The sequence below is a fragment of the Pseudomonas sp. NY15374 genome (assembly GCF_048068255.1).
GTDB classification, from domain to species: Bacteria; Pseudomonadota; Gammaproteobacteria; order Pseudomonadales; family Pseudomonadaceae; genus Aquipseudomonas; species Aquipseudomonas machongensis.
On the sequence record NZ_JBLUPZ010000006.1, the window covers coordinates 14276 to 34388 of the forward strand.

Annotated in this window: 18 protein-coding genes; 4 read left to right on the forward strand and 14 right to left on the reverse strand. The window is 63.4% G+C overall.

What is annotated here, in order from left to right:
• Positions 1 to 21 precede the first annotated feature (21 nt).
• The 6 genes from ACNFHO_RS14155 to gcl all read right to left on the reverse strand — a co-directional run bounded on the left by ACNFHO_RS14155 (position 22) and on the right by gcl (position 7717).
• Complete coding sequence (locus ACNFHO_RS14155) at positions 22 to 897, reverse strand: urea transporter (RefSeq protein WP_416766701.1); 876 nt, start codon at positions 895 to 897, stop codon at positions 22 to 24.
• Between the two features lie 231 nt (positions 898 to 1128).
• On the reverse strand, positions 1129 to 2544 hold the full coding sequence (pyk, locus tag ACNFHO_RS14160; protein WP_416766702.1) for a pyruvate kinase: 1416 nt from the start codon (positions 2542 to 2544) through the stop codon (positions 1129 to 1131).
• Positions 2541 to 3815 carry a glycerate kinase type-2 family protein gene (locus ACNFHO_RS14165; RefSeq protein WP_125930386.1) on the reverse strand — a complete coding sequence of 425 codons (1275 nt, stop codon included), beginning with the start codon at positions 3813 to 3815 and terminating at the stop codon, positions 2541 to 2543. Before ACNFHO_RS14165 ends, pyk begins: the two co-directional genes overlap by 4 nt.
• A 241-nt stretch (positions 3816 to 4056) precedes the next feature.
• Positions 4057 to 4950 (reverse strand): 2-hydroxy-3-oxopropionate reductase, encoded by an 894-nt coding sequence (locus ACNFHO_RS14170; protein WP_063543963.1) that lies wholly within the window; start codon positions 4948 to 4950, stop codon positions 4057 to 4059.
• 154 nt (positions 4951 to 5104) lie between these two features.
• Complete coding sequence (gene hyi, locus ACNFHO_RS14175) at positions 5105 to 5887, reverse strand: hydroxypyruvate isomerase (RefSeq protein WP_063543965.1); 783 nt, start codon at positions 5885 to 5887, stop codon at positions 5105 to 5107.
• 54 nt (positions 5888 to 5941) lie between these two features.
• The gene (gcl, locus tag ACNFHO_RS14180; RefSeq protein ID WP_054893649.1) at positions 5942 to 7717 is read right to left on the reverse strand and encodes a glyoxylate carboligase; all 1776 of its coding nucleotides are present in this window, start codon (positions 7715 to 7717) and stop codon (positions 5942 to 5944) included.
• A gap of 257 nt (positions 7718 to 7974) precedes the next feature.
• Between gcl and ACNFHO_RS14185 the strand changes: the two genes are divergently transcribed.
• Positions 7975 to 8415, forward strand: coding sequence for a GlcG/HbpS family heme-binding protein (locus ACNFHO_RS14185; RefSeq protein ID WP_054893650.1), 441 nt, complete (start codon positions 7975 to 7977; stop codon positions 8413 to 8415).
• Between the two features lie 66 nt (positions 8416 to 8481).
• Here ACNFHO_RS14185 and ACNFHO_RS14190 read toward each other — a convergent pair whose 3' ends face one another.
• On the reverse strand, positions 8482 to 9093 hold the full coding sequence (locus ACNFHO_RS14190) for a TetR/AcrR family transcriptional regulator (RefSeq protein WP_054893651.1): 612 nt from the start codon (positions 9091 to 9093) through the stop codon (positions 8482 to 8484).
• Between the two features lie 273 nt (positions 9094 to 9366).
• Between ACNFHO_RS14190 and ACNFHO_RS14195 the strand changes: the two genes are divergently transcribed.
• Positions 9367 to 10281 (forward strand): DUF808 domain-containing protein, encoded by a 915-nt coding sequence (locus ACNFHO_RS14195; protein ID WP_151924133.1) that lies wholly within the window; start codon positions 9367 to 9369, stop codon positions 10279 to 10281.
• 54 nt (positions 10282 to 10335) lie between these two features.
• On the opposite strand, the gene ACNFHO_RS14200 is transcribed toward ACNFHO_RS14195, so the two are convergent.
• The 7 genes from ACNFHO_RS14200 to puuE form a co-directional block, all read right to left on the reverse strand.
• Complete coding sequence (locus ACNFHO_RS14200) at positions 10336 to 11118, reverse strand: outer membrane protein OmpK (protein ID WP_054893653.1); 783 nt, start codon at positions 11116 to 11118, stop codon at positions 10336 to 10338.
• A gap of 354 nt (positions 11119 to 11472) precedes the next feature.
• Positions 11473 to 12258, reverse strand: a complete 786-nt coding sequence (locus ACNFHO_RS14205) for an outer membrane protein OmpK (RefSeq protein WP_063543971.1) — start codon at positions 12256 to 12258, stop codon at positions 11473 to 11475.
• 137 nt (positions 12259 to 12395) lie between these two features.
• Positions 12396 to 13751 carry a nucleobase:cation symporter-2 family protein gene (locus ACNFHO_RS14210; RefSeq protein WP_112897792.1) on the reverse strand — a complete coding sequence of 452 codons (1356 nt, stop codon included), beginning with the start codon at positions 13749 to 13751 and terminating at the stop codon, positions 12396 to 12398.
• Positions 13752 to 13950: 199 nt separating this feature from the next.
• Positions 13951 to 15270 carry a urate hydroxylase PuuD gene (locus tag ACNFHO_RS14215; RefSeq protein WP_063543975.1) on the reverse strand — a complete coding sequence of 440 codons (1320 nt, stop codon included), beginning with the start codon at positions 15268 to 15270 and terminating at the stop codon, positions 13951 to 13953.
• Between the two features lie 56 nt (positions 15271 to 15326).
• Entirely contained in the window at positions 15327 to 15830 is a 504-nt protein-coding gene (locus ACNFHO_RS14220) for an ureidoglycolate lyase (RefSeq protein ID WP_416766703.1), read from the reverse strand.
• A gap of 105 nt (positions 15831 to 15935) precedes the next feature.
• On the reverse strand, positions 15936 to 16451 hold the full coding sequence (gene uraD / locus ACNFHO_RS14225) for a 2-oxo-4-hydroxy-4-carboxy-5-ureidoimidazoline decarboxylase (RefSeq protein WP_112897793.1): 516 nt from the start codon (positions 16449 to 16451) through the stop codon (positions 15936 to 15938).
• Positions 16451 to 17377 carry an allantoinase PuuE gene (gene puuE / locus ACNFHO_RS14230; protein ID WP_054893659.1) on the reverse strand — a complete coding sequence of 309 codons (927 nt, stop codon included), beginning with the start codon at positions 17375 to 17377 and terminating at the stop codon, positions 16451 to 16453. The genes uraD and puuE overlap by 1 nt, the downstream gene beginning before the upstream one ends.
• Positions 17378 to 17777: 400 nt before the next feature.
• Between puuE and uraH the strand changes: the two genes are divergently transcribed.
• Together uraH and ACNFHO_RS14240 are read left to right on the forward strand one after the other, a co-directional pair.
• Positions 17778 to 18131, forward strand: coding sequence for a hydroxyisourate hydrolase (gene uraH, locus ACNFHO_RS14235; protein ID WP_054893660.1), 354 nt, complete (start codon positions 17778 to 17780; stop codon positions 18129 to 18131).
• Positions 18132 to 18380: 249 nt separating this feature from the next.
• The gene (locus tag ACNFHO_RS14240; RefSeq protein WP_416766704.1) at positions 18381 to 20075 is read left to right on the forward strand and encodes a ShlB/FhaC/HecB family hemolysin secretion/activation protein; all 1695 of its coding nucleotides are present in this window, start codon (positions 18381 to 18383) and stop codon (positions 20073 to 20075) included.
• Positions 20076 to 20113 lie beyond the last annotated feature (38 nt).

Consider the following 20113-nt stretch of genomic DNA (forward strand, 5'->3'; position numbering starts at 1 on the left):
TGAGAGCCTAGGGGCTGGCTCTCAGCCGTGCAAGCGCTGCGCGCTGCGCTGTCGGGCTTGCTGGACGAGGTGGCCGCCCAGATGCATCAACCAGCAAGCGAGGACGAAGGGCGCGGTGAGCGCCGGCAGCGGCCACAGACTGGACAGCGCCTGCAGCAGCAGGGCCAGGGCGATGGCCAGCAGCGGGACCCAGGGGCGTTCGCCCTGGCGGCTGAAGGCCAGGGCGGCCAGTGTGGTGTTGAAACCATACAAGCCCATCCAGGCCGCAGCTTCCTGGTCAGCGAGCAAGGCCGCACCGCCACCGATGGCTGAGCCGATCAGGGCCCAGCACGCAGCACGAGGATGGGCGAAGAACATGCCGGCGACGATCAGCAGGCCCGCCAGCGGTGCATCGAGCAGAAACACCTGGCCGACCCCACGCAGCACCCCGTGCACGTGGCTGGCTTCGGCCTGGCCGCTGACGCCGGGCTCGATGATCAGCAGCATGATCCAGCCCAGCAGCACGAAAGGCGCGGTGTAGGCCAACAGCAGAGGGCCGCCGCGCTTGCGCCACTGGTGGGTGATGATGCTCGACAGGCCGCCTGCAGCAAGGATCAGCGCAGGCACGATCGCCGACCAAGGCACCAGCGCACTGATCAGCAGGCCGATCAGCACACCGTTGTAGCTGTAAAGGCCGGCCTGGCGATCAGCGCGGGCATAGCCGCGGCGCTGCGCCGTGAGCAGGCCGGCGAGGGCGCCGAGCAGCGCGCCGCCGACCAGGTCCGGGGCGGTGAGCAGGATGGCCAGCAGGCAGCACAGGCCGCACAGGGGATCGCGCAGCAGCAGCACCTGGCTGAAGCCGTTGAGCAGCGCCGTGGCCCAGTCGGGGCACGGGTTGATGAAATTCTTGGTGTACATGGGCAGTCGGCAAGGTGAGTGAAAGGCGCTGGGCCTCTTCGGGCCTCGGTTGTGCGCCATTGGATTGGCTCTGCGCGCTCTGTAGGAGCGGGCTTGCCCGCGAAAAAGACACCGCGCTGCCTGGCACGGGCTACGCCCGTGTTCGCGGGACAAGCCCGCTCCCACAGGGATTGGGCTGGCCTTTAGATTTCGAACAAGACAGTTGCTTCTACAAAATTGCAGAGCCGGTCTTCAGATCAAGGTCTCGATCCGCAAGGTATTGGTGCTCCCCGGCTGGCCGAACGGCACCCCCGCGGTGATCAGCAGGGTGTCGCCACGGCTGGCCATGCCTTGTGCCTGGGCGATCTCCAGCGCAGTCGAGCAGATCTCATCGACCTGGCGCAGGCGGTCGTTGACCACCGAATGCACACCCCAGGTGACGCTGAGTCGGCGCGCGGTCTTGAGGTTCGGCGTCAGGTTGAGGATGGGGGCCCGTGGCCGCTCGCGGGCGGCGCGCAAGGTCGAGGCCCCTGACTCGCTGTAGTTGACCAGCACCGCCACCGGCAGGATGCCGCTGATGCGCCGAATCGCGCAGCTGATGGCGTCCGAAACCGTGGCCTCGGCCTTGGGACGGCCGACGTCGAGCTGGGCCTGGTAGTCCGGGCCGTTTTCCACCTGGCGGATGATCTTGCTCATCATCTGCACTGCCTCCAGTGGATAGTCGCCGGAGGCGGTCTCGGCCGACAGCATCACCGCGTCGGCGCCTTCGGCCACGGCATTGGCCACGTCGGTGACCTCGGCGCGGGTCGGAGCAGGCGAGAAGCGCATCGACTCGAGCATCTGCGTCGCCACCACCACCGGCTTGCCCAGTTGGCGGCAGGTACTGATGATGCGCTTCTGGATCTGCGGCACGCTTTCAGCCGGCACTTCCACGCCCAGGTCGCCACGGGCGACCATGATCGCATCGGACAGCTCGGCGATGGCCTGCAGTTGCTCGACGGCCGAGGGCTTCTCGATCTTGGCCATCAGGTAGGCACGATCGCCGATCAACTGGCGCGCCTCGACGATGTCTTCTGGGCGCTGGACGAACGACAGCGCCACCCAGTCCACGCCCAGTTCCAGGCCGAAGGCCAGGTCGCGGCGGTCTTTCTCGGTGAGCGGGGAGAGGTCCAGCACAGCTTGAGGGACGTTGACGCCCTTGCGGTCGGACAGCTCGCCGCCGGCCAGCACTTCGGTGTCGATGGCGTCGGCGTGCTTGGCGGTGACCCGCAGGCGCAGCTTGCCATCGTCGAGCAGCAGGTCCATGCCGGGCTCCAGCGCGGCGATGATTTCCGGGTGCGGCAGGTTGACCCGGTGGCTGTCGCCGGGGGCCTTGTCCAGGTCCAGGCGCAGGGCCTGGCCACGCTGCAACTGCACCTTGCCTTCGGCGAAACGGCCGACACGCAGTTTCGGCCCCTGCAGGTCCATGAGGATGCCCAGCGGGTAGTTCAGTTGCTGCTCGACCTCGCGGATCCACTGGTAGCGCAGGGCGTGGTCGGCGTGTTCGCCGTGGCTGAAGTTGAGGCGGAAGATATTCACTCCGGCTTCGACCAGTTGGCGGATGTCATCGATGCCGTTGATCGCCGGCCCCAGGGTGGCGAGGATTTTCACTTTTTTATCGGGCGTCATGATTGCGAGGTCTCGAGGATCAGGATGGCGCGGAAGTCGTTGACGTTGGTGCGGGTTGGCTCGGTGACGATCAACGCATCGAGCGCGGCGAAGTAGCCATAGCCGTTGTTGTTGTCCAGCTCGTCACTGGCCGACAGGCCCAAGGCCTGTGCGCGGCTGAAGCTGTCCGGGGTCATCAGGGCACCGGCGTTTTCTTCGGAGCCGTCGATGCCGTCGGTGTCGCCGGCCAGTGCGTACACGCCAGGCAGGCCCTTGAGGCTTTCGGTGAGGCTGAGCAGGAACTCGGCGTTGCGCCCGCCACGGCCATTGCCGCGCACGGTGACGGTGGTCTCGCCGCCGGACAGGATCACGCAAGGGGCCTTCAGCGGCTGGCCATGCAGGACGATCTGCCGGGTGATGCCGGCGTGCACCTTGGCCACTTCGCGCGATTCACCTTCCAGATCCCCCAGGATCAGTGGGCTGAAACCGGCCTGGCGGGCTTTCACCGCGGCAGCCTCGAGCGATTGCTGGGGTTTGGCGATCAGTGTGAAGTGGCTGCGCGCCAGGGCCGGGTCATCGGCCTTGACGGTTTCCGATGCCGGGTCGTTCAGCCAGTCGATGACCGCCTTGGGCGCCTCGATGTCGTAGCGCTTGAGGATCGCCAGGGCATCGGCCGAGGTGCTCGGGTCGGCCACGGTGGGGCCGGAGGCGATGACGGTAGCCAGATCGCCCGGCACATCGGAAATGGCGTAGGTGTAGACGGTGGCGGGCCAGCAGGCCTTGGCCAGGCGTCCGCCCTTGATCGCCGAGAGGTGCTTGCGCACGCAGTTCATCTCGCCGATGGTGGCGCCGGACTTGAGCAGCGCCTTGTTGATCTGCTGCTTGTCGGCCAGCGTGAGGCCCTCGGCGGGCAGTGCCAGCAGGGCCGAGCCGCCGCCGGAGAGCAGGAAGATGACGCGGTCGTCTTCATCGAGGTTGCTGACCAGTTGCAGCACGCGCTTGGCAACCGCAAGGCCGGCGGCGTCGGGGACCGGGTGGGCGGCTTCGACCACCTCGATCTTCTGGCAATTGGCGCCATGGCCGTAGCGGGTCACGACCAGGCCCGAGACTTCGCCCTGCCAGCTCTTCTCGACCACTTCGGCCATGGCGGCGGCGGCCTTGCCAGCGCCGATGACGATGACCCGGCCGCTGCGATCGGCGGGCAGGTGAGGTTCGAGGACCTGACGGGGATGGGCGGCGGCGATGGCTGTGTCGAACAGCTCGCGCAGGAGTTTCTGTGGATCGACCGACATGGCAGGCTCCCAAAATTCTTGTTGTTCTGCAGAATCGAAAACGCCCCTGGAACTGCCTCCGTGCAGGCCGAACCAGGGGCGGGTGTTGCTCGGTGTCACCCCTGAGCCTGTGGTCGCAGGTTCAGCGGTGTTGGCTGCTTCGCGGGCAAGCCCGCTCCTACAGGGTCAACGCAGTCCTCGGGGACTGTGGATCCCTCGTAGGAGCGGGCTTGCCCGCGAAGCGGCCGGTAAGGCTTACAAATTACTGGTCGTCACGAATCGAGAAGTTGGCCATGTGTTCCAGCCCCTTGATCAGTGCCGAGTGGTCCCAGTTGCTGCCACCCAGTGCTGCGCAGGTGTTGAACACCTGCTGGGCATTGGAGGTGTTGGGCAGGTTGATGCCCAGCTCCTTGGCACCCTGCAGGGCCAGGTTGAGGTCTTTCTGGTGCAGGCTGATACGGAAGCCCGGGTCGAAGGTGCCCTTGATCATGCGCTCGGCATGGACTTCGAGGATCTTCGAGGAGGCGAAACCGCCCATCAGCGCTTCGCGCACCTTGGCCGGGTCGGCGCCGTTCTTGGCGGCGAACAGCAGCGCTTCGCTGACGGCCTGGATGTTCAGGGCGACGATGATCTGGTTGGCCACCTTGGCGGTCTGGCCATCGCCGTTGCCACCGACGCGCGTGATGTTCTTGCCCATGGCTTCGAACAGCGGCAGGGCGCGCTCGAAGGCTTTCGGGCAACCGCCGACCATGATGCTCAGGGTTGCGGCCTTGGCGCCGACTTCACCGCCGGACACCGGGGCGTCCAGGTAGGTGGCGCCAGTTGCCTTGATTTTCTCGGCGAAGGCCTTGGTCGCGGTGGGGGAGATCGAGCTCATGTCGATCACCACCTTGTTCGGGCCGACGCCCTCACCGACGCCATTTTCACCGAACAGCACGCTCTCGACCTGCGGGGTGTCGGGCACCATCACGATGATGAATTCGGCTTCCTGCGCCACCTCTTTAGGGTTGGCCAGGGCCACGGCACCTGCGGCGACCAGGTCGGCAGGAGCGGCGTCGTGGTGGGTGGAGACGAACAGGCTGTGACCTGCTTTCTGCAGGTTCTGGGCCATGGGCTTGCCCATGATGCCGGTGCCGATGAAACCGATTTTAGCCATGAGAATGTGCCTCTTTGTATTTGTGATATCTCAAGCGAACTGAGCGCCTTGTGGGAGCGGGCTTGCCCGCGAATGCGGCAGGTCAGGCGACGGAGGTGTCCTTGCGGGCGCCATCGCGGGACAAGCCCGCTCCTACAGGGAGCGACTGTGTTCGTTAGATCGCGTTATGGGTTTTCAGCCAGGCGAGCCCGGCCTCGGTAGTGGTCTTGGGCTTGTACTCCGCACCCACCCAGCCCTGGTAACCGATGCGGTCCAGGTGCTCGAACAGGAAGCGGTAATTGATCTCGCCAGTGCCCGGCTCGTGACGGCCGGGGTTGTCGGCGAGCTGGATGTGGTTGATCTGCTTGAGGTGGGTTTCCAGGGTCCGCGCCAGGTCACCTTCCATGATCTGCATGTGGTAGATGTCGTACTGCAGGAACAGGTTGGCGCTGCCCACCTCGGCCTGGATCTCCAGGGCCTGGGCGGTGGTGTTCAGGTAGAAGCCTGGGATGTCGCGGGTGTTGATCATCTCCATGACCAGGCGGATCCCGGCGGCTTCGAGCTTGTCGGCGGCGTACTTGAGGTTGTCGACGAAGGTCTTGCGCACCTCGGCGCACTGCAGGCCTTGTGGACGGATACCGGCCAGGGCGTTGACCTGCTTGTTGCCCAGCACCTTGGCGTATTCGATGGCCTTGTCGACGCCGGCGCGGAACTCTTCGATGCGGTCGGGGTGGCAGGTGATGCCGCGTTCACCTTTGGCCCAGTCGCCTGCAGGCAGATTGAACAGCACCTGGGTCAGGCCGTGGGCATCGAGCTGCTGCTTGATCTCGCTGGCGCTGAAGTCGTACGGGAAGAGGTATTCGACACCGCTGAAGCCCGCGTCGGCGGCGGCTTTGAAGCGGGCCAGGAAGTCCTGTTCGGTGAACAGCATGGACAGGTTGGCAGCGAAGCGAGGCATGGTTGTCTCCTTGCAGATGAAAGCCCCCGGCAGCCTGCGCGGGGGCGTCGGCAATCAGTCGAGCAGCGAGATGGCAGTCGGCGCGTCGTTGCCGACCAGCGCGAGGTCTTCGAACTCGTTGACCGCGTTGATCTCGGTACCCATGGAAATGTTGGTGACGCGCTCGAGAATCACCTCGACCACCACCGGCACGCGGAACTCTTCGGCCATTTTCTGCGCCTTGAGCAGGGCAGGGGCGATTTCGCCCGGCTCGAACACGCGCAGCGCCTTGCAGCCCAGGCCCTCGACCACGGCGACGTGATCCACGCCGTAGCTGCCGGCTTCGCTGGAGTTGATGTTCTCGAACGCCAGTTGTACACAGTAATCCATGTCGAAGCCACGCTGGGCCTGGCGGATCAGGCCGAGGTAGGCGTTGTTCACCAGCACATGGACGTAGGGCAGGTTGAACTGCGCACCGACCGCCAACTCCTCGATCATGAACTGGAAGTCGTAGTCACCCGACAGCGCCACCACCTTGCGTTTCGGGTCAGCCTTGACCACGCCGAGGGCCGCGGGGATGGTCCAGCCCAGCGGGCCGGCCTGGCCGCAGTTGATCCAGTGGCGCGGCTTGTACACGTGCAGGAACTGCGCGCCGGCAATCTGCGACAGGCCGATGGTGCTGACGTAGCAGGTGTCCTTGCCGAATACCTGGTTCATTTCTTCGTACACGCGCTGCGGCTTGACCGGCACGTTGTCGAAGTGAGTCTTGCGCTGCAGGCTCGACTTGCGCTGCTGGCAATCTTCCAGCCAGGCCTTGCGGCACTTGAGCTTGCCGGCCGCTTTCCATTCGCGGGCCACTTCCAGGAAGGCGTCCAGCGCAGCGCCGGCGTCGGAGACGATGCCCAGGTCAGGGGTGAACACACGGCCGATCTGGGTCGGTTCGATGTCGACATGCACGAACTTGCGGCCTTCGGTGTAGACATCGACGGAGCCGGTGTGGCGGTTGGCCCAGCGGTTGCCGATACCGAACACCAGGTCGGACTTGAGCAGCGTAGCGTTGCCATAGCGGTGCGAGGTCTGCAGGCCGACCATGCCGACCATCAGTTCGTGGTCGTCAGGGATGGTGCCCCAGCCCATCAGGGTCGGGATCACTGGCACGCCGGTCAGTTCGGCGAACTCGACCAGCTTGTCGCTGGCGTCGGCATTGATGATGCCGCCACCTGCAACCAGCAGCGGACGTTCGGCGTCATTGAGCAGGGCCAGGGCTTTCTCGGCCTGGATACGCGTGGCCGAAGGCTTGTGTACCGGCAGCGGCGCGTAGGCGTCGATGTCGAATTCGATCTCGGCCATCTGCACGTCGAACGGCAGGTCGATCAGCACCGGGCCTGGGCGGCCGGTACGCATCTCGTAGAAGGCTTTCTGGAAGGCGTAGGGCACCTGGCCCGGCTCCAGCACGGTGGTGGCCCACTTGGTCACCGGCTTGACGATGTTGGTGATGTCGACGGCCTGGAAGTCTTCCTTGTGCAGGCGGGCGCGGGGGGCCTGGCCGGTGATGCACAGGATCGGGATGGAGTCGGCCGAGGCGCTGTACAGGCCGGTGACCATGTCGGTGCCGGCTGGGCCGGAGGTGCCGATGCACACACCGATGTTGCCTGGGTTGGCGCGGGTGTAGCCCTCGGCCATGTGCGAGGCACCTTCGACGTGGCGAGCGAGGACGTGATCGATGCCGCCGACTTTCTTCAGGGCCGAGTACAGCGGGTTGATGGCAGCCCCGGGAATGCCGAATGCCGTCTCTACGCCTTCACGGCGCATGACCAGAACGGCTGCATCGATTGCTCTCATTTTGCTCATGATTTGTGCCTCATCGATTTTGTAATTGTATACAACTTGCTTTGCGCCAAAGTGTATTCACGCTCTGAGCTTCAGGTCAATGCATTTTCATCGGGTCGATTGGCTTTCGCTGGAAACCCCACAGAAAAGGCGTTCTATCTGATGGAGTACGATCGTTCAAAAATATTGTATACAAAAAATCTTTCTGTTGTGTTCTATTTGCTTATCGGTTTTCAACTGCCCCTCAGGGCTTCTCACAACAAGAAGAGGACCTTTCCATGAACGCAATGACGCTCAACGTCGCCAACACCTTGGTCGCTGCTGCCCTTGCCGCCGGGCGCAAGATCGACGCCGCACCGCTGACGGTGGCGGTGCTGGATGCCGGCGGCCATCTGCTGGCCTTGCAACGCGAGGACGGTGCCAGTCTGTTACGTCCGCAGGTGGCCATGGGCAAAGCCTGGGGGGCTGTGGCCCTGGGCAAGGGGTCACGCCTGCTGGCGCTGGATGCACAGCAGCGACCGGCGTTTTTCGCGGCGTTGAACGGCTTGGGCGAGCGGTCGGTGGTCCCCGCGCCAGGTGGGGTGCTGATCCGTGATCAGGCGGGGAAAGTGCTGGGTGCGGTGGGGATCAGCGGGGACACGTCGGACATCGACGAGCAGTGCGCAATCACTGCCATCGAGGCGCTCGGGCTTACGGCTGATGCTGGGGTAGCTGTCTGATACCGCGTTGGCCTGCGCTCCCGCCAGGGCCCGTCGGCCAAGGATGGGAGCGGTGTACGCCGACCGTCAGGCCGCCTCGGGCTCACACCCCTTGAGCACCAGGCGGATGATGGTTTCGGCGGCGGCGTCGTAATCGCTGTCGGCGAGCTTGGCCTTGCCGGTCACCACGGCAATCTGCCAATCGAAGTCGGCGTAGGTTTGCGTCGCCGCCCAGATGCTGAACATCAGGTGATGTGGATCGACCGGGGCGATCTGGCCGCGTTCGATCCAGCGCTGGATGCACTCGATGTTGTGACGCGCCTGCTCGTTGAGCTGCTCGACCTGCCCAGGCGAGAGGTGCGGGGCGCCGTGCATGATCTCGCTGGCGAACACCTTGGAGGCATGCGGCAGGTCGCGGGAGATGCGGATCTTCGAGCGGATGTAGCCGCTGAGCACTTCTTTGGGATCGCCATCGGCGTTGAACGGCGTGGACGCCTGCATGATCGGCGCGATGATGCTCTCGAGCACCTCGCGGTAGAGGTTCTCTTTCGACTTGAAGTAGTAGTAGACGTTCGGCTTGGGGAGCCCGGCCTTGGCAGCGATATCGCTGGTCTTGGTGGCGGCGAAGCCTTTGTCGGCGAATTCCTCGCTGGCCGCGCGCAGGATCAGTTCCTTGTTGCGCTCGCGAATCGTGCTCATGGTCTATGAATCTTCCTGTGACTGGCCGCCTCTAGGCTCTGTACGAAAAGCCTTGATACTCGGTGATGCTGCGTTGAAAACAGCCTCGGAATGCTCATTTACAATCCGTAAACTCCGCTTCCTCGGCTGTTTTCGCCTTGCCTGACCTTCGTCTCAAGGCTTTTCATACAGACCCTGAGAGCGTCGGGCATGGTAGCACCGGCCCGGAGAGCGGCTCAAGGCGACGGCATTGGGCTAGAATCGGACCTTTGCAATCATTGGAAACACAACGACATGGCAGGAAGCAGCTTACTGGTGTTGATCGACGACATCGCCACGGTGCTGGACGATGTTTCGCTGATGACCAAGGTCGCGGCGAAGAAGACCGCAGGCGTGCTGGGCGATGACCTGGCGCTCAACGCCCAGCAGGTGACCGGGGTACGGGCCGAGCGGGAGATCCCGGTGGTCTGGGCGGTGGCCAAGGGCTCGCTGCTGAACAAGGCGATCCTGGTGCCGGCTGCCCTGTTAATCAGTGCATTCATCCCCTGGGCGGTCACGCCGTTGCTGATGCTTGGGGGCGCCTACCTGTGCTTCGAGGGCTTCGAGAAGCTGGCGCACAAGTTCCTGCACAGCAAGGAGGAGGATCAGGCGCAGCACACGGCACGCAAGGAGGCCGTGGCCGATGCGAATGTCGACTTGGTCGCCTTCGAGAAGAACAAGATCAAGGGCGCAGTGCGCACGGACTTCATCCTCTCCGCCGAAATCATCGCCATCACCCTCGGTACGGTGGCCGATGCGCCGCTGAGCCAGCAGATCATCGTGCTGTCAGGCATTGCCGTGGTCATGACATTGGGTGTGTACGGGCTGGTGGCCGGAATCGTCAAGCTCGATGACCTGGGGCTGTGGCTGACCCGCAAGGGCTCGAGCCTGGCACAAGCGGTCGGTAATGGCATCCTGCGTGCGGCCCCCTACATGATGAAGAGTCTGTCGGTGATCGGCACCGCGGCCATGTTCCTGGTCGGTGGCGGCATTCTCGTGCATGGCATCGCGCCGCTGCACCATGCCATCGAGGCTTTTGCCGACGGACGTGGCGGAGCGCTGACCGGGGCGTTGATCAACGGCGTGCTGGGAGTGGTAGCCGGGGCGGTGGTGCTGGCGGTGGTAAGTGTGGCTGGCAAGTTGTGGCGGATGCTGCGGCCAGCAGCGTGATCATCGGTGGGTCTGCTTCGCGGTTTTACCCGCGAAGCAGACCCACCGCTCAGATCAGAAGTGCACCTTGACCAGGAAACTCATGGTGTTCTGGTCAGTGGTGAAGGCATCGCTGTCCTTGATCCCGTACTTGTCGCTCCAGTAGTCGTACTCGATACCGACGTACAACTGCTTCTCACCCAGGTGCAATGCCTTGCCCAGGTCATATTTGACCTGCGGGTTGAAGTGCAGGTTGGCGTGGTAGCTGCCACGGCTGTTCTCGTCGTTGTCCACCACCCAGTCCATGAAGCCGTCGATCAGCACATCCGATGAGCCCACGGGAATGGTGTAGGACCACACTGGAGTGATCTGCCAGACATGATCACCCGGGCGGCTGCCATCGGTGGTGCGGTGGTAGAAGTTCAGCTGGAAATAGTCGAAGCCAGGAATCGCCAGGTCGAAGCCAGGGCCGATCAGGTAGGACTCGGTATCACCCTCGCCGAACTCGTAGGTCATGGCCAGCAGCACATCCTTGACCGGGCCGAACTCCAGCTTCTGGTCGAAGATCTTGCCGAACGACAGGCGCGGGCTGATCTCGCCGTAGTAGGTGTTCGGGCCGTTGTTCGCGTCTTTCTTGCCCTGGTAGAAGATCTTGTCGACGAAGATGAAGTTGTCGCCGTACTTCCAGGCATCGGCGTGCTCGAAGGTGACGGTCTGCTGGGTCTCGGGGTTGACCTTGAAGTTCTTGCCCCAGAGGTAGGTCAGGCTGTTGGTCTGCCACTGCAGCAGGTCGTCGGCGAAGCTGGTGCCGCAGGCGAGCAGGCCGCCGGCGAGGATCAGGCTGTTGATGATGCGCATTGCGTGTGTCGCTCCCTTGATTGGATGTTGCTGTCAGCGCTCGTGTCGGCGCCTTTCTTGTCTTTCGGGTCAGTTTTTTCGGATTGGCCACAGCTCTCTGGCAAGTGCTGCGCCAACTTTCCGGGTTGGTCACAACCATCCTGCTCGACGTCGTTCTGAACGGATGAAAAGGGTGTTTCTGGCTGGCAAAACATCGACCAACCGCCCGAATTCATTGACTGAGCGGTCAGTAAACGCGGGCAGGATCCGGCCTGCCCTGAGCGAGGGGGCGCGCAGATTACTGGCTTGCGCGCCGGTCCTCAAGTGCTCCGTCCTGGAGCGCGGTGATACAAAGTTGGGCGTTCGGTCAGGTTATTAGAAGTGCACCTTGACCAGCGCACTGGCCACGCTCTGGTTGCTCTGCAGATTGCCGCGGCTGTCGATGCCGTACTTGTCCTTCCAGTAGCTGTACTCGAACCCGACATACAACTGCTTGGCGCCCAGGTTGAGGGCCTTGCCCAGGTCGTACTTGACCTGTGGATTGAAGTGCAGGTTGGCGTGGTAGGTGCCGCGGCGGGTCTGGTCGTTGTCGGTCACCCAGTCCATGTAGCCGTCGATCAGAAGGTCGGAGCGGCCCAGGGGAATGGTGTACGACCAGCCGGGAGTGAACTGCCAGACGTTGTCGCCGGGGCGACTGCCCTCGGTGTTGCGCAGGTAGATGTTGAGGTAGAAATAGTTGAAGCCAGGGATGTCCAGGTCGAACCCGGGGCCGATCAGGTAGGCGGCGTTCAACCCTTCGCCACGCTCGTAGGTCATGGCCAGCAGCACGTCCTTGACCGGGCCGAAGGCCAGCTTGCGGTCGAGGATCTTGCCGAACGACAGGCGCGGGCTGAACTCGCCGTAGTAGGTGTTCACGCCTTTGCTGGCGTCGGTCTTGCCGTTGTAGAAGATCTTGTCGATGAACAGGAAGGTGTCACCGTACTTCCACTTGTTGGCGTGCTCGAAGGTGATGGTCTGCTGGATGTCCGGGTTGACCTTGAAATCCTTGCCGTAGAGGTAGGTCAGGCTTTCGCCGTGCCATTGCAGCCAGTCGCCCGCGAACGCGGGGAGGGTGGCCAGCAGGCTGCTGCCCAGCAGCAGGGACGAGGTAGTGCGCTTCATGTGCGAATTCCCGTGTTCTTGTTGTTGTTCGAGGTTTCTTCGGCGCGCAGGCGCCCCGGACGGCCCGCTCCCGTGGGCCGCCGGTACTGCGTTTCACTGCTTGGACGAGACGGGCGGCCAGGGCGCCGCCCGCTGACTCAGTGCGGGTGACAGGCCTCGTTGTGGGCCGCGCGTTCGGCGCCCCCGAGGATGTTGAACAGCACGTTCAGTATCAGGGCGCTGAGCGTGGCCATGGCGATGCCGCTGTGGGTGATGGGCTCCATCCACTGGGGCATCTGCGCGAAGAACTCCGGACGCACCACCGGGATCAGCCCGAAGCCGACGCTGACTGCGACCAGCAACTGGTTGCGCCGATCACTGATGTCGGCCTCCTGGAGGATCTTGATGCCGGTGGCGGTGACCATCCCGAACATGGCAATGGATGCGCCGCCCAGTACCGCAGGCGGGATCGAGGCGATCAGGAAGGCCGCCTTGGGCAGCAGGCTGAGCAGGATCAGCAGCGCGCCCGCGACCACCGTGACATAGCGGCAGCGCACCCCGGTCATCTGCACCAGGCCGATGTTCTGGGCGAAGGAAGAATGGGTGAAGGTGTTGAAGAAACCGGCCACGAACGAGGCGCCGGCATCGCACAGCAGGCCGCGACGCAGCATGCCGGGTGTCACCTCGCGGTCGGTCACCTTGCCCAGGGCCAGGAACATGCCGGTGGACTCGACGAAGATGATCACCACCACCAGGCACATCGACAGGATCGGCGCGAGGCTGAAGGTCGGCATGCCGAAGTGCAGTGGCGTGACCACCTGCAGCCAAGGCGCTTCGTTCAGGCCCGACAGGTCGACCATGCCGATGGAACCGGCCAGCACATAACCCAGGCCCATGCCCACCAGCACCGACACGTTGACCCAGAAGCCACGCATGAAGCGATTGATCAGCAGGATCACGGCCAGCACCAGGCCTGCGACCATCAGGTAGATCGGCGAACCGAAGGTTTCCGCCTGTTGCCCGCCGCCGGCCCAGTTGACCGCGACCGGGAACAGCGACAGGCCGATGGAGGTGATCACAGTACCTGTGACCAGCGGCGGGAAGAAGCGCACCACCTTGGACATGAACGGCGCGATCAGCATGCCGAAGAACCCGGCGGCGATGGTCGCGCCGAAGATCCCCTGCAAACCCACACCGGGCATGCCGGCCATGGCCACCATGCTGCCGACGGCGGCGAAGCTTGCGCCCATCATCACCGGCATGCGGATGCCCACCGGGCCGATGCCGAACGACTGGATGATGGTAGCGACACCGGCCACGAGCAGGTCGGCGTTGATCAGGAAGGCGACTTCTTCACGGGACAGCCCGGCGGCCTGGCCGATGATCAGCGGCACGGCGATGGCGCCGCCGTACATCAGCAGGACATGTTGCAGGCCCACCAGGATCAGCTGGAACAGGGGCAGGGGCTGTCGTGGCGGCGCAACGGGGATGTACGCCTTGGGTGACTCGGACATGCAGCACCTCGAGTTTTGTTTTTATTCTCGGATCCAAGCGGGCGGCTCCAGGCGGCAGGCGCTTCGGTTGAAGGACCTGGGGTTTCCGGATGGAGCCGTACGCTCGATGCTTGCTTGTTACGGTGTTTCATTGGAAGCGAGGCCGGCAACACCGGCCTCCACGCGGGCAAGCCCGCTCCCACAAACAGGATGTGGGGTGTCAGTTGACCGGGGCACCCTTGGCGATCCAGTCGCCGACCAGCTTGCGTTCCTCGACGGTCATCTGGGTGATGTTGCCCAGCGGCATGATCTGGCTGGCGACGGCCTGCGCCTGGATGCGCGCGGCCTGGGCCTGGATCTGCTGCGGGGTGTCGAACATCACGCCGCCCGGGGCGGTGCTGAACAGTGGGCTGGTCGGTTTCGACGAATGGCACACGGTGCAGCGTTCCTGGATGACGTTGTGGATCTTCTCGAAGTTGCCGGGCGCAGCCTGGGCGGTGGCCTGGGCCGGCGCTTCGGCAGGTGCCTGGGCAGCCTTGGCAGCTTCCTCGGCGCGCAGCTCGGCTGCAGTCTTGCCGCCGACTGCAGTGGCGGGCAATGGCTGGTACTCGATCTTCGCAGCAGCCTGCTCGGGCGAGGTCGGCAGCGGCTTGGGACCAGTCACATAGGCCAGGCAGATCATCGCCAGGGCGCCTACAGGGAGAGTCCAGGCATACTTGTTGCTGTCGTGGCGGGTGTTGAAATAGTGACGGATCAGTACCGCAGCCACTGCGATCCCGGCCAGGATCAGCCAGTTGTACTGGCTGCCGTAGGTGCTCGGGAAGTGGTTGCTGATCATGATGAACAGCACCGGCAGGGTGAAGTAGTTGTTGTGTCGCGAGCGCAGCAGGCCCTTGGCCGGCAGTACCGGATCAGGGGTCTGGTTGTTCTCGATCGCCGCCACCAGCTGGCGCTGGGCCGGCATGATGATGCGGAACACGTTGCCCACCATGATGGTGCCGATGATCGCGCCGGTGTGCAGGTACGCGCCACGACCGCTGAACACCAGGCTGAAGCCCCAGCACGCCGCGATGATCAGCACGAACAGTACGGCGCCGAGCAGGGCGGGGCGCTTGCCCAGTGGTGAGTCGCAGAGGAAGTCGTAGACGAACCAGCCGACGACCAGTGAGCCGATGCCGATGGCCACGCCTTCGGCGCCGCTCAGGGTGCTGCCAGGTGCCAGCAGGTACAGGGTTGGGTTCCAGTAGAACACCACGCACAGCAAGGCGATCCCGGACATCCAGGTGAAGTAGGCTTCCCATTTGAACCAGTGCAGGTTCTCGGGCATTTTCGGTGGTGCGAGCTTGTATTTCTCCAGGTGGTAGATACCACCGCCATGGATGGCCCAGAGGTCACCTGACAACCCATCGCGCGGGTTGCTTCGATTCAGGTGGTTCTCCAGCCAGACGAAGTAGAACGATGCACCGATCCAGGCTACGCCGGTGATCATGTGAACCCAGCGAATGCTCAGGTTCAGCCATTCGTGAAGGTGTGCTTCCACAGTATGTACCTCTGCCGATCACCGACAGGCCGAGACCCGGGATGACCGACCTTTTCTTATTGGTGGGGATTGAGGATCAACATCTGTTCCTCGGTGAAGTAATGCTCGTCGCAGTTGTTGCCGGAACCACTGCGATCAACCACCAGGAAGTCATCCCGCTTTTCGATCGTCAGCACCGGGTGGTGCCAGACGCCGCGATGGTAATTAACGCCCTGCCTGCCGTCGCTGCGGAAGGCTCGGACCAAGCCTGATACAGGTGCATCGCCAACTGGCGCGACCACGATCAGAAAGGGGTTGCCGAGCAGCGGAATGAAAGCCTGGCTGCCCAGCGGATGGCGCTCCAGCATGCGTACGGTCAGCGGCATCTCCAGCGCGTCGGCGCGGAAGATGCTGATGATCGCCTTGTCTTCCGGCTCGGCGGTCTCGACCGTGGCGAGCTTGTGGAAGCGCATGGTCGAGCCGTTGTTGATCATGAAGTGGTCGCTGCCATCGGTTTCGATCACGTCACCGAACTGGGCGAAGGCTTCTTTGGTCAGGGGCTCGATCATCAGGGTACGCATGCGGTTATCTCTTCTGTATTCGTTATCGGTATGTAGGGCGGACCTCGTTCGGGCAGGCCCTGGGTGCGGTCGCGTCACGCACTCGGGCCAGTCCGGGTTTGGTCCTCAAAGCTGCAGCAGGCGGAACAGGGCGATCAGGTTGATCTGCGCCAGCGCTTCCTTGAATTCGGCATCGGTGTCGTTGTGGATGCGCTTTTCGAAGGAGGCGAGGATCTGGTGCCGGTTGCTGCCCTTGACCGCCATGATGAACGGAAACTGGAATTTTGCCTTGTAGGCGTCGTTGAGTTCGGTGAAACGTGCGAACTCTTCGGCAGTGCACTGGTGAATGCCGGCGCCGGCCTGTTCGTTGGTGCTCGATTCGGTCAGTTCGCCCTGCACCGCTGCCTTGCCGGCCAGGTCCGGGTGAGCGTTGATCAGCGCCAGTTGCTCGGCGTGGCTGGCGCTGAGCAGGATGTCGCTCATGCGCTGGTGCAGCACCTCGATCTCGTCCAGCTCGCTCAGGTTGCCCAGCGCGTAGGCTTTTTCGGCGACCCACGGCGAGTGCTCGTAGATGTCGGCGAAGGCCGCGACGAAGGCGTCACGGTCAAGGGTCGAGGGCTTGAGGGTATTGAAAGCGGTCATCAGGCGTTCTCTTTCTTGTACGGATGGGTGGCGTGCCAATGGCGGGCGATGTCCACGCGACGGGCGAACCAGACCTGCTCGTGGCTCTTGGCGTACTCGACGAAGCGCTTGAGCGCGGCCAGGCGCGCGGGGCGGCCGACCAGGCGGCAGTGCAGGCCGATGGAGAGCATCTTCGGCGCGTGCTCGCCTTCTTCGTAGAGCACGTCGAAGGCGTCCTTGAGGTACTGGAAGAACTGCTCGCCGCAGTTGAAGCCCTGCACCTGGGTGAAGCGCATGTCGTTGGTGTCCAGGGTGTAGGGGATCACCAGGTGCGGCTTGTCGGTGGGGTTGTTCGGTTCCCAGTAGGGCAGGTCGTCGTCGTAGGTGTCGCTGTCATAGAGGAAGCCGCCTTCCTCCATCACCAGGCGCCGGGTGTTCGGGCCAGTGCGACCGGTGTACCAGCCCAGCGGACGCTCGCCGGTCAGTTCGGTGAGGATGCGGATGGCCTCGAGCATGTGCTCGCGCTCCTGCGCCTCGTCCATGTATTGGTAGTCGATCCAGCGGTAGCCGTGGCTGCAGATCTCATGGCCGGCCTCGACCATGGCGCGGATCACGTCCGGGTGGCGCTGGGCGGCCATGGCCACGGCGAACACGGTCAGCGGTACGCCGGTGTCCTTGAACAGCTTGAGCAGGCGCCACACCCCGGCGCGGCTGCCGTATTCGTAGAGCGACTCCATGCTCATGTTGCGCACGCCCTGCAGCGGCTGGGCAGCCACCATTTCAGAGAGGAAGGCTTCGGATTCCTTGTCACCGTGCAGGATGTTGCGCTCGCCACCTTCTTCGTAGTTGAGCACGAAAGACAGGGCAATGCGGGCGTTGCCCGGCCATTGCGGGTGAGGTGGGTTGTTGCCGTAACCGATCAGGTCGCGAGGGTAGTCAGCGCTCACTGCAGTCTTCCTTATGTTCGTAGGTGCGGGTGGTGGGTGGACCGCGGCGGGTTGTCGCACGCACCGGATGGGGTGATTGTATACAACTTATTTGACCATTTGTAAGCCCGTTTTTCCGCATTTCTTCCCACTTGTCGCCTCAAACTCCCGCTGGAAAAGCACTGCAAGAAACCTGCCTGATCGGTCAGATAATACCTCGGCCTGCTGCACAGGCCCTGTATTTGCGACGGATGCTCATGCTCGGAAGGCCTGGTGTGAGCGGTGCGCAGTGAGGTTCAAAAAATTGTGTACAATCTGAATCGAAAGTGTCTTAATGAGCCCATTCCGGCATTTCGTCAGCCTCGTGTTGGTGCATGCCGTGTATTTTCTGCCCATGCAAACGACAAGAGGCGACAAGCAAATGGGACGTTTGACCACACACGTACTGGATGCCGCTCACGGCTGCCCGGGCAGCTCGATCAAGGTCGAGCTCTACCGTGTCGAAGGCCAGCAACTGGAGCTGGTGAACAGCGCACTGACCAACAGCGATGGCCGCGTCGATGCACCTTTGTTGCAGGGCGATGACTACCGTACCGGTGTCTACCAGTTGCAGTTTGCCGCCGGGGACTACTACCGGGCCAAGGGTGTTGCACTGCCTGACCAGGCGTTTCTCGATGTCGTGGTGCTGCGCTTCGGCATCGATGAAGGGCAGGAGCACTATCACGTGCCGCTGCTGATCTCGCCGTACAGTTATTCGACCTATCGTGGGAGCTAATTGGGCGCTAGAAGAATCTTCGTAGGTCTTTGCCCGCTATCACACTGGCGGGCTTTTTTCATTCTGTAGCAATTGTCCGAAACCCCGCCCGATCCCCCTGTCCCGCATCCCTCCGCTATTCCAGGCACGGAAACGTATCAGCGTTCGTCGCAAAGCACTGAGTGGCGCATTGATGGCGTGGTTCTGCTCTTGTATCCTGCGCACCCTTTCGCAGTGATGCGATCAGTTCTCAAGTGACGGATTACTTGCATGTCCCTCTTCCTCCGTGCGCTGGCGACCGGCTTTGCGCTCCTGCCGCTGCTTGCCAGTGCCGCCCCCTTCCAGTCTCCCGGCGACCGCGACCTGATTCGTGATCGTCAGGAAAACCTTCTGCAAGAGCAGCGCAAGCGCCTTGAGGAACTGCAGCAATTACCCGGCAAGCAGGCCCCACAGGCCCCTGTGGCGCCCGCGGAGCAAGGGCGGTGCTTCCAGATCCGCAGCGTCGAGCTGCAAGGTGCGACCCAGCTCAGCGAGCGGCAGCGTCAGGCGCTGGTCGAGGGCTATGAAGGCAAGTGCCTGCAGGTCGGCGAGCTCAACGGCCTGCTCAAGCGCATCACCGATCACTACATCGACCGTGGCTACCTGACCACCCGTGCCTATCTGCCGCAGCAGGACCTGGGTTCGGGCATCCTGCAGATCATCATCGTCGAAGGACGCCTGGAAGGCCTGGACAGCTCAGCGCTCGCCAGCCCACGAGAAATGGCCATGACCTTCCCCGGCCAGGTCTCCGAAGTGCTCAACCTGCGCGACATGGAGCAGATGGTCGACCAGCTTGGTCGCTTGCCGTCGCGTCAGGTCGAAGTCGAGCTGGTGCCAGGCCAGGAAGTCGGCGGTAGCCGCGTGCAGCTCAAGGGCCAGCGTGACAAACCCTGGCGAGTCTCGGCCAGCCGCCACAACAATGGTGATGCCAGCAGCGGCGAGCAACAGATGAACCTGGGCCTGGAGTGGGACAGCCCGTTGGGCCTGGCCGATCAGCTGAGCCTCAGGGGCGGGCGTGATGTGGTCAGCGACCACTGGCGCCATTCCGACAGCCATGGCCTGAACTACAGCCTGCCGTGGGGCTGGTGGACCTTCAACTACAGCTACAACCACAACTACTACCGCACCCGCGACACCTCCAGCGGCTTTCCCTTCAAGCTCGACGGCGACAACAGCGTGCACCAGTTCCAGGCCGAACGGGTGATCCACCGCGACAGCCTGAGCAAGACGGCGGTGAATATCGGGGTGAGCCACTTGCGTGCGCGCAACTACCTTGACGACACCCTGATCGATGTCTCCAGCACCCGCATCACCGAGCGTCAGCTTGGCGTCAACCACGGCCGACGCATCGGCAATGCTTTCGTCAACCTCGATGCCGGCTGGCAGCAGGGCATCGGCGCGCTCGACGCCCAGGGCGCAGGCGACCCCCACGGCAACGAACCGGTGTCGCGCTACAACAAGTACACCCTGACCCTGAGCTACCTGCAGCCGTTCCAGCTGTGGGGCGAGCAGTTCAGCTTCGACAGCCTGGCCACCGGCCAGCGCAGCGAGGACGCGCTCTACAGTGCCCAGCGCATCAGTGTCGGCGGGCTGACCTCGGTGCGTGGCTTCAAGGATCAGACCCTCACCGGCGACAGCGGCGGCTACTGGCGCAACCAGTTGCGCTGGCGTCGGCCGGTCACCTGGGCTGCGCTGCAGCCCTGGTTGCGCGAATACGGCATGGCGTTCGCCTACGACGCCGGTGTGATCAAGGGCCAGCATGGCAACGGCAAGGACCATGGGCGCCTGAGCGGCAATGCCCTGGAGTTCAATGTGCGCGGCCAGTACTTCGCTGCCAGCGCAACCTTTGCCCGTTCGCTGGAGCGCCCCGATGCGGTAACCCGCCGCGAGCACCCGATCTATTTCCGCGTCGACGCCTTCTTCTGAGCGCCGGCCCTACCCATTACCCGTGACATCGCTGCCCC

What these genes read in the sequence shown, in the direction of transcription:
- ACNFHO_RS14155 (WP_416766701.1), bottom strand. Translation starts at nt 897, where the DNA reads ATGTACACCAAGAATTTCATCAACCCGTGCCCCGACTGGGCCACGGCG.
- pyk (WP_416766702.1), bottom strand. Translation starts at nt 2,544, where the DNA reads ATGACGCCCGATAAAAAAGTGAAAATCCTCGCCACCCTGGGGCCGGCG.
- ACNFHO_RS14165 (WP_125930386.1), bottom strand. Translation starts at nt 3,815, where the DNA reads ATGTCGGTCGATCCACAGAAACTCCTGCGCGAGCTGTTCGACACAGCC.
- ACNFHO_RS14170 (WP_063543963.1), bottom strand. Translation starts at nt 4,950, where the DNA reads ATGGCTAAAATCGGTTTCATCGGCACCGGCATCATGGGCAAGCCCATG.
- hyi (WP_063543965.1), bottom strand. Translation starts at nt 5,887, where the DNA reads ATGCCTCGCTTCGCTGCCAACCTGTCCATGCTGTTCACCGAACAGGAC.
- gcl (WP_054893649.1), bottom strand. Translation starts at nt 7,717, where the DNA reads ATGAGCAAAATGAGAGCAATCGATGCAGCCGTTCTGGTCATGCGCCGT.
- ACNFHO_RS14185 (WP_054893650.1), top strand. Translation starts at nt 7,975, where the DNA reads ATGAACGCAATGACGCTCAACGTCGCCAACACCTTGGTCGCTGCTGCC.
- ACNFHO_RS14190 (WP_054893651.1), bottom strand. Translation starts at nt 9,093, where the DNA reads ATGAGCACGATTCGCGAGCGCAACAAGGAACTGATCCTGCGCGCGGCC.
- ACNFHO_RS14195 (WP_151924133.1), top strand. Translation starts at nt 9,367, where the DNA reads ATGGCAGGAAGCAGCTTACTGGTGTTGATCGACGACATCGCCACGGTG.
- ACNFHO_RS14200 (WP_054893653.1), bottom strand. Translation starts at nt 11,118, where the DNA reads ATGCGCATCATCAACAGCCTGATCCTCGCCGGCGGCCTGCTCGCCTGC.
- ACNFHO_RS14205 (WP_063543971.1), bottom strand. Translation starts at nt 12,258, where the DNA reads ATGAAGCGCACTACCTCGTCCCTGCTGCTGGGCAGCAGCCTGCTGGCC.
- ACNFHO_RS14210 (WP_112897792.1), bottom strand. Translation starts at nt 13,751, where the DNA reads ATGTCCGAGTCACCCAAGGCGTACATCCCCGTTGCGCCGCCACGACAG.
- ACNFHO_RS14220 (WP_416766703.1), bottom strand. Translation starts at nt 15,830, where the DNA reads ATGCGTACCCTGATGATCGAGCCCCTGACCAAAGAAGCCTTCGCCCAG.
- uraD (WP_112897793.1), bottom strand. Translation starts at nt 16,451, where the DNA reads ATGACCGCTTTCAATACCCTCAAGCCCTCGACCCTTGACCGTGACGCC.
- uraH (WP_054893660.1), top strand. Translation starts at nt 17,778, where the DNA reads ATGGGACGTTTGACCACACACGTACTGGATGCCGCTCACGGCTGCCCG.
- ACNFHO_RS14240 (WP_416766704.1), top strand. Translation starts at nt 18,381, where the DNA reads ATGTCCCTCTTCCTCCGTGCGCTGGCGACCGGCTTTGCGCTCCTGCCG.